This window comes from Bacillus sp. ok061 (genome assembly GCF_900108285.1).
In the GTDB taxonomy this organism is placed as follows: domain Bacteria; phylum Bacillota; class Bacilli; order Bacillales; family Bacillaceae_G; genus Bacillus_A; species Bacillus_A thuringiensis_S.
On the sequence record NZ_FNUW01000033.1, the window covers coordinates 52,480 to 58,551 of the forward strand.

Here is a 6,072-nt window from a genome sequence, read left to right on the forward strand (position 1 = left end):
TTTGTTTTTAATTATACTGGTTGATCATTAAAATATTTACGCTTAAACCAAAAAGCGACATTTACAAGTGCAATCATTACAGGTACTTCCACTAATGGTCCGATAACAGCTGCAAATGCTGCGCCCGAATGAATACCAAACACACCAACTGCTACAGCAATCGCTAACTCAAAGTTATTACTACCTGCTGTAAATGCTAACGTTGTAGTTACCGAATAGTTTGCACCAATTTTTCTTCCCATAAAGAAAGAAACAAAAAACATCACAATAAAATAGATTAATAATGGAATCGCTATTCTTACTACATCTAGTGGTACGCTAACAATCATCTCCCCTTTTAAAGAGAACATAACGATGATCGTAAATAGCAATGCAATTAATGTAAGTGGACTAATTTTCGGTATAAACACCTTTTCATACCATTGTCTTCCTTTTAACTTAACGAGTACAAAACGTGTCAACATACCTGCTATAAAAGGAATTCCCAAATAGATAAATACTGATTTTGCTACTTCTATCATTATAATATCGACAATAGCACCTTCAATCCCTAACCATTCTGGAATTACAGTTACAAATACGTATGCATAAACTGAGAAAAAAAGCATTTGGAATACCGAATTAAAAGCAACTAAACCTGCCGCATACTCTTTATCTCCATCGGCAAGATCGTTCCAAACAATGACCATCGCAATGCAACGTGCTAATCCAATCATAATGAGTCCAACCATGTATTCTGGTTTATCAGGAAGAAAAATAATTGCTAACACAAACATAAGTACCGGACCAATAATCCAGTTTTGTACTAAAGATAGAACTAACACTTTTACATCTTTAAATACTCGGCCCATTTCCTCATAGCGAACTTTCGCTAATGGTGGATACATCATTACAATTAAACCAACAGCAAGCGGAATAGACGTCGTTCCAACCTGTAATGTATTCAATCCGTCTACTACACTAGGGAACACAAACCCTAAACCAATCCCAACAGCCATCGCTAGAAAGATCCATAGTGTTAAATATCGGTCTAGAAAAGATAAACGTTTCATTTTATTTTCCATCTCCTATTAACAACAAGAATTTTTAGCTACCTCATTTGAAGTCGTGCAACAAAATGACTCTTCTATTTTGTGAACATCACTATCTGCTTTGGTATAAAAGAACTCCCACTCATTACCATCGGGATCCGTTACCCAAAACTTATCTTGTACTGCATAGCAACAAGTTATATCCATCTCATCACGCGCAAAGAAACCTTCTTTTTCTAATCTTTCTTTATGTAATATGATTTCTTCAGCTGTATCCACTTGAAAACCAAAATGATTTACCTGATTTCCATTCACTTCATCTCGTACGTTCAGCGTAAAATTAAGCCCTGGCATCTCTAATAAAAATTTTGCATAATCTAATTTCACTTTAACTGGTGATACACCAAATACCTTTTCATAAAATTCAATAGACTTCTCTAAACTCGTAACGTTTATACCAACGTGAACATATCTCATACCTTATTCCTCCTCTTTATATATCATTAATCAATTTTTTTTGATTAATAACGCAAAATTTTAACAGCAGCTACCTTTGCCTGTTTTTCTAAAGATACAGCACAATTCTTCTGATAATAAATTATTCACTTCCGCATCATTTAAATCATAATAACTCCACGTACCTTTTGTTTCTTTTACAATTAAACCTGCATCTAATAAAATCTTTAAATGATATGACAACTTAGATTGCGTCATTTCAAAAACTTCAGTTAAATCACATACACATGTCTGGCCTCGCTGACAAAGTTCATACATAATCTCTAATCGCTTTTGATCCGCCAACGCTTTAAACTTTTTCTCATAGAGCTGAAAATCTTGTGCCACTGTAGTTCACTTCCCTTCATCAACTTTTTTTGATATCTATAGTATATACGCTAGTGAGTTCATTATGCAACTTATTAATCAAGTTTTTTTGATTTAGAAAAACTACGGTTCTTTTTACAACTTAATAGTTACAATATTTCCGAGAAATGGAGTCTCTATAACTATTTTAAATTTTAATTTGATCATTATAGAGTAGTGCCCCATCATCATCAAGCTAAGAAAAACAAATACCCCAAAATGAGAAAAATCGATATAACTCTTGTTTTTAGTGCATATTCATAAAAAGCACGTCACCCTTTCTCATTAACATAAGAGAATAGTAACGTGCTTTTAATTTCAAAAATAGTCTAAATACTTAAGTTGATGGTTGTGGGGCGGGCCCCCAATAAGAACGGTATCTAAGGCTGTATGAGAGGTGTTTTTTCCATTCCAAAGGCCTCAGCCGACAATTAACTCAAGTACCGATTTCGGATGACCCCCATGTGATGAAGTTCGTGTCCTGCGATGCCATACGCGAGGGCGCGCGCCGTAATGCTTAGGTTGTTGGCTGTGCCCTTGCGGGTCCACGCCTCTGCCGGTAGCCCGCGCAGCAATGTAACCGTGGATTGCCGTACGGCCCGGTAGTCTTCGGCCAATTGCGCGGTTGTCCAGCTTCCGAAAGGAGGTATGAACAATTCCTGATCGAAACCGGTCAGAGGCGTCTGGTCCCCTCTTGCGAACCGGAGCAGGCGGTAGGTCATGACGCGTTCCGCGTCTGCAATGTGGCCCACGACTTCTTTCAGCGTCCATTTTCCTTCCGCATACCGATATGCGGCCTGGCTTTCGGTCAACGATGCCAGGAGCTCGGTCATTTGCTTTTCCTGGGCGAGCAGAATGTCGATGATGTTACCGTCCGGCACCAAACGGATATATTCACCGGAGTTCCCGGCGTATTCTTCTTCTGACGGTCTTTGATTCATGCGTAGTCACCTCTTTATGTATATATAGAAAATTATAGCACTCGTCTATGTCTAATCAATTCGCGAAATGATAGAACTTTCCTTCTAATAATTGAGGATAAGCAACTATTTAGTTGGTCAGTCGCCACACTATCCTGATTCGTTAGCACAATAAAAATTATCTGTTATACAATATTTCGAAGTTATTAATATATATAGGTAACCCCTTCTTTTTTTAATTTAAAGATGAATTTCCAATTATATTTTGAAATGAATTGGAGTAAAACACACTAGTCTAACTACTTTTTTATACAAGATTTTATGCGAAAAAGAATAGCGAAGATCCCTAGAATCTCCGCTATATCAATGATGTATAAAATCTTGTATAAGTGATAGATAGACATAGAGACAAAAAATTTAGTAAAAACAAGGATTCTATGAAAAACTTGCTACCGATAATGAGACGTTATGTTAACCGAGCATGAATAGAATATTCATCATTTCCCCTCTTATATTCACTTGTACTAGAATTAAACTAGTCTTCAAACCAAAATAACACTTCAATAGGTGCTTTCAAAACCTTCGCAATATCATAAGTAAGTTTGAATGAAGGATTATATTTTCCATTTTCGAGATTGCCAATTGTTTCTCTTCTGACACCAACTTCATTGGCTAAATCTTCTTGAGACATACTTAGCTTTACCCTATATTCTTTCATTCGAGTTTTAAGTGGCATCTTGCATCCCTTTCTTTTCTCTACGCTCAAATATTTCTAAATTAATTATGAATGTACCTAAAGGTATGAAAAACGAAAATATAACAAAGAACCGAATTACATGTAGATTTTCAAGAATAAAAACACTTAAGAGTAGTATACTACCTAATACTAGTGCTATGAAAAAGGCTCTTGTAGCTGCAAGGCGAACATGTAGCATAAAAAGCTCATCTGGTACGACTTTTGCATATGCGAAGAAGAAAAAGAAACCGAAAAAATAAGATGCCCATGAAATATTACCTAAAAATGAGAACGGACCTAAAAAACCCAAAAAACCGAGAAATCCTAAATAAGCTAATTTATTTTTCATATAAACCTCCTGTGTGATATATTTCGCTCTTTATGATATAAATATATCACATTAACTTGGAAATAAATAGAATTTAAAACGGTACATCTTTGTTTCAAATTAATACTTTTAACTTCCGCTTTCAAGAATTATGTAAATAAGCTGTCCATGTGGACAGCTTATTGTTTTTTTTGCTTAGCGTGCAAAATTCGCGTCTTGTTGGCGGTACCCCATGCCCATCAACTTAAGAAAAAGAAATGCCCCCAAAACGAAAAAATGAGCGGCTTCTCAAAATAGCTATCTGTAGAGAAAGAAAATTTAAATTTAGGGGGATATGAAAATATTAGCTTGATGGATATGGAGTAGTGCCCCTATAAACAAAACCCTCCAGAGACATCTATAATCTGCCCTGTTACCCAGCGGCTATCAGAAGAAGCAAGGAATGCTACTGTATCTGCAATATCTTCAACTTGCCCTATTCGTCCGAACACAGATGAATTCGTAGCAAAATTTCGTATTTCTGGATCATCTAGCAATTTCGCATTGATATCTGTCTTCGTATATCCAGGCATAATTGTATTCACTGTTATACCCCGTTCTCCAAGATGTTTAGCTAGAGGAAGTGTCATCGTATTTAGTGCACCTTTACTTAAACCGTATGCAATGGACCCTGTAAAACCAAGTCTTACTTCCGCTGATGAAATGTTAATAACGCTCCCTTCTACTCGTAGTAACGGTAATGTTTGCTGAATTAAAAAGAATGGCGCCTTAATATTTACGGCCATAATTTCATCAAAAACTTCTTCTGTCGTATTTTCAATCGTCCCTTGTGTACCTATCCCTGCATTGTTTACTAAAATATCAATCTCTGGTGTACCAACTTTTATTTGTAATTCAGTCTTCAATTGTTCTACAAGCTTTTTGACACCATCAATTGAATTGAGATTAGCTTCAATTAAGAATGCCTTTCCTCCATTAGATTCAATCTCACTAATCGTTTCATCTGCAGCTGCCGTATTTCGGCCGTAGTGAATCGCAACTAATGCACCATCGTTTGCCAATCTCATCGCAATCGCACGGCCAATTCCGCTACTCGCTCCTGTTACTAATGCTACTTTCCCATCAAGGTTCTTCATTTTTTCCATCCTTCCTAAATTCCTTTTTGATAAATCCTATACTTATATTTTCATGCAAAAACCAATCATTTTAAATACAGATTTATAGGTAATTTAGTTCGTTCACTTATGATATTATATTTATAATTTATGATTTACTTTAGAAAACAAAACAAGGAGACTACACAATGCAAAACGCAGTAAAACTGGATGAAATCGATCATAAAATTATGAACTTGTTGTATGAAAATGCGAGAATTTCTGTTTCAGAAATAGGACGTATTATATCCATGACGCAGCCTGCTGTAAAAGAACGAATTAACAAACTTGAAGATCAAGGAGTTATAGCGGCTTACCGAACGAAATTTGAGCCTTCCAAAATTAATAAAAACATTCAAGCATTCATCATGTTTAAAACGAGCCAATGCTCTGATTTTATTCAATTTTGTAATGCCGCTCCTGAAGTAACAGATTTATATCGAATTAGTGGAGAGTTTAATTATATGATGAAAGTCATGAGCGATTCGATGGATTCTCTCGCTACATTTTTAGACTCTTTAATGCAATTTGGCTTGTCATCTCCTTTAATTGTTTTAAAGAGTGAGTTTGAGGAGAAATTGTCGTTCTAATAAAGGATACGTATTATCCTCCACTAACAGTAAAAGCTTTTCCTTTATGGGAAAAGCCAATAAAATCAATGATTAGTAAACAAAAAAGAACATTGATATTTCAATGTTCTTTTTCAGGCTGTGGAGAAAGTCTTCTCCACAGCCTGTTTTTGTGTCTGAACCTCTTTTTATGTGTCAACACTGATAAAAAGAGGTAAAGGAGAGATTTTTTATGATGGGTGCTTTAAAAAATCATCGTGATGAACGTGTATCTGTTTCTGTAGAAGAGTTGGTTCCACAAGATCATTTCCTTCGTGCGATCGAAGCGACAATTAGTTTTGATTTTATTGAAGAGAAGTTACGCCCTTATTACTGTGAAAACAATGGACGTCCGTCAATCCATCCTATCGTTTTATTTAAAATGATGTTTATTGGATATTTTTACGGTATTCGTTCGGAGCGTCAATTGGAAA

The 6,072-nt window shown here is 35.7% G+C and carries 9 protein-coding genes; 2 read left to right on the forward strand and 7 right to left on the reverse strand.

All coding sequences use genetic code 11. The features are described 5' to 3' along the window. Positions 1-11: 11 nt before the first annotated feature. The 7 genes from arsB to C4S65_RS28655 form a co-directional block, all read right to left on the reverse strand. Positions 12-1,052: an ACR3 family arsenite efflux transporter gene (arsB, locus tag C4S65_RS28620; protein ID WP_098838284.1), complete on the reverse strand. Its 1,041-nt coding sequence runs from the start codon at positions 1,050-1,052 to the stop codon at positions 12-14. A gap of 18 nt (positions 1,053-1,070) precedes the next feature. Beyond that, complete coding sequence (locus tag C4S65_RS28625; protein ID WP_001271034.1) at positions 1,071-1,508, reverse strand: ArsI/CadI family heavy metal resistance metalloenzyme; 438 nt, start codon at positions 1,506-1,508, stop codon at positions 1,071-1,073. Between the two features lie 60 nt (positions 1,509-1,568). After that, the gene (gene arsR / locus C4S65_RS28630; protein WP_000046018.1) at positions 1,569-1,874 is read right to left on the reverse strand and encodes an arsenical resistance operon transcriptional regulator ArsR; all 306 of its coding nucleotides are present in this window, start codon (positions 1,872-1,874) and stop codon (positions 1,569-1,571) included. Positions 1,875-2,323: 449 nt separating this feature from the next. Then, the gene (locus tag C4S65_RS28640) at positions 2,324-2,833 is read right to left on the reverse strand and encodes a DinB family protein (RefSeq protein WP_001076296.1); all 510 of its coding nucleotides are present in this window, start codon (positions 2,831-2,833) and stop codon (positions 2,324-2,326) included. Positions 2,834-3,347: 514 nt separating this feature from the next. Further along, positions 3,348-3,548, reverse strand: a complete 201-nt coding sequence (locus tag C4S65_RS28645; RefSeq protein WP_001128817.1) for a helix-turn-helix domain-containing protein — start codon at positions 3,546-3,548, stop codon at positions 3,348-3,350. Next, positions 3,538-3,897 carry a DUF3796 domain-containing protein gene (locus C4S65_RS28650; protein ID WP_000791546.1) on the reverse strand — a complete coding sequence of 120 codons (360 nt, stop codon included), beginning with the start codon at positions 3,895-3,897 and terminating at the stop codon, positions 3,538-3,540. The genes C4S65_RS28645 and C4S65_RS28650 overlap by 11 nt, the downstream gene beginning before the upstream one ends. Positions 3,898-4,247: 350 nt before the next feature. After that, positions 4,248-5,012 carry an SDR family oxidoreductase gene (locus C4S65_RS28655; protein WP_141551139.1) on the reverse strand — a complete coding sequence of 255 codons (765 nt, stop codon included), beginning with the start codon at positions 5,010-5,012 and terminating at the stop codon, positions 4,248-4,250. Positions 5,013-5,179: 167 nt separating this feature from the next. Here C4S65_RS28655 and C4S65_RS28660 point away from each other — a divergent pair, with 167 nt between their 5' ends. Together C4S65_RS28660 and C4S65_RS28665 are read left to right on the forward strand one after the other, a co-directional pair. Next, positions 5,180-5,620, forward strand: a complete 441-nt coding sequence (locus C4S65_RS28660; protein WP_001178566.1) for an Lrp/AsnC family transcriptional regulator — start codon at positions 5,180-5,182, stop codon at positions 5,618-5,620. 211 nt (positions 5,621-5,831) lie between these two features. After that, on the forward strand, positions 5,832-6,072 hold a 241-nt coding region (locus C4S65_RS28665), incomplete at its 3' end, for a transposase (RefSeq protein ID WP_142391596.1).